Origin of the sequence: Microcoleus sp. Pol17C6 (assembly GCF_036701145.1) — a bacterium.
In the GTDB taxonomy this organism is placed as follows: domain Bacteria; phylum Cyanobacteriota; class Cyanobacteriia; order Cyanobacteriales; family Microcoleaceae; genus Microcoleus.
This window is the reverse complement of record NZ_JAUBQH010000177.1, coordinates 1-1145: the sequence shown is the minus strand read 5'-3', so window position 1 is coordinate 1145 and position 1145 is coordinate 1. Positions and strand designations below refer to the sequence as shown.

Genomic DNA, 1145 nt, shown 5'->3' with positions numbered 1-1145 from the left:
TGACATTTTCGGGTTCTATATTTTTCACTTCGTTCAAGTCAGTTACATCATACCTCATCTTTCTGAGAAAGGCTATAGCTTCTCCAGGCCGATCGCCCAATTCCCGCATAATTGGCAAAGCTTGGTTATAGTATTTCAATGCCTCTTGTGGTTGAGAAATGCTGTGGTAGACCCCACCGATATTAGTCAAAGTAGTAGCTTCCTCAGAGCGATTGCCCACTGCCCGCAGGATCGGTAAAGCTTTGTTCAAGTATTTCAATGCCTCTTGCGGCTGAGAAATGTTGTCGTAGACTGAACCGATATTACTCAAAGTAGCAGCTTCCTCAGAGCGATCGCCCACTTCCCGCGTAATTGGTAAAGCTTGATTATAGTATTTCAATGCCTCTTGCGGTTGAGAAATATTGCGGTAGACTGTACCGATATTATTCAAAGTAGTAGCTTCCCCAGAGTGATCGCCCACTTCCCGCATAATCGGTAAAGCTTGGTTATAGTATTTCAATGCCTCTTGCGGCTGAGAAATGCTGCGGTAGTTAAAACCAATGCCAATCAGTGCTAAGGCTTCAAGTTGTCTATCTTTAAGTTGTCGTGCAAGGGCTAGAACCTGCTGCCATTTTTCGAGCGCCTGTTTGTGTTTTCCTTGCTGTCCCTGTTGCTTTGCTTGCTCTGTAAGTCTTTGTAATTCTTGACTGTGTGAATTTTGACTGTGCGCCCAACGAGGTTGCACGATCAGCGGTACAGTCAGAGGACTCAAACACACACCCAAAACCAAAAGACTGCGGATAATTTGTTTCACATTTATCATGATTCACCAAACAAATTCGGTTAAGATAATAGGCATCAAACGCGAAATCTTTACTTAATATCGGTATCCCTTCCACCATTGCTGGTGCGATGAAAAAGTAATATTCAGATCTACATTTTTTTGGAAAAGATTTTAACTATAGTATAAGCGGCATTGAAGCGATCGCACTTTTAGCAAAAGTTCATTGCAACTGATATCTTGCACTTGTTGCAATAGTCCGCCAGAGGTTTCAACCCTCGACGGACTTAATTCGGTTAGCCCGCCCTTGTATAGCCTTTCTCAGAAAGATGAGGTATGATGTAACTGACTTGAACGAAGTGAAAAATATAGAACCCGAAAATGT

The 1145-nt window shown here is 42.6% G+C and carries 1 protein-coding gene; it reads right to left on the bottom strand.

Annotated elements, in window-relative coordinates; genetic code table 11:
* Positions 1–802, bottom strand: an 802-nt coding sequence (locus QUA25_RS29295; RefSeq protein WP_333043217.1) for a tetratricopeptide repeat protein, incomplete at its 3' end; no start/stop codon positions are given.
* Positions 803–1145 lie beyond the last annotated feature (343 nt).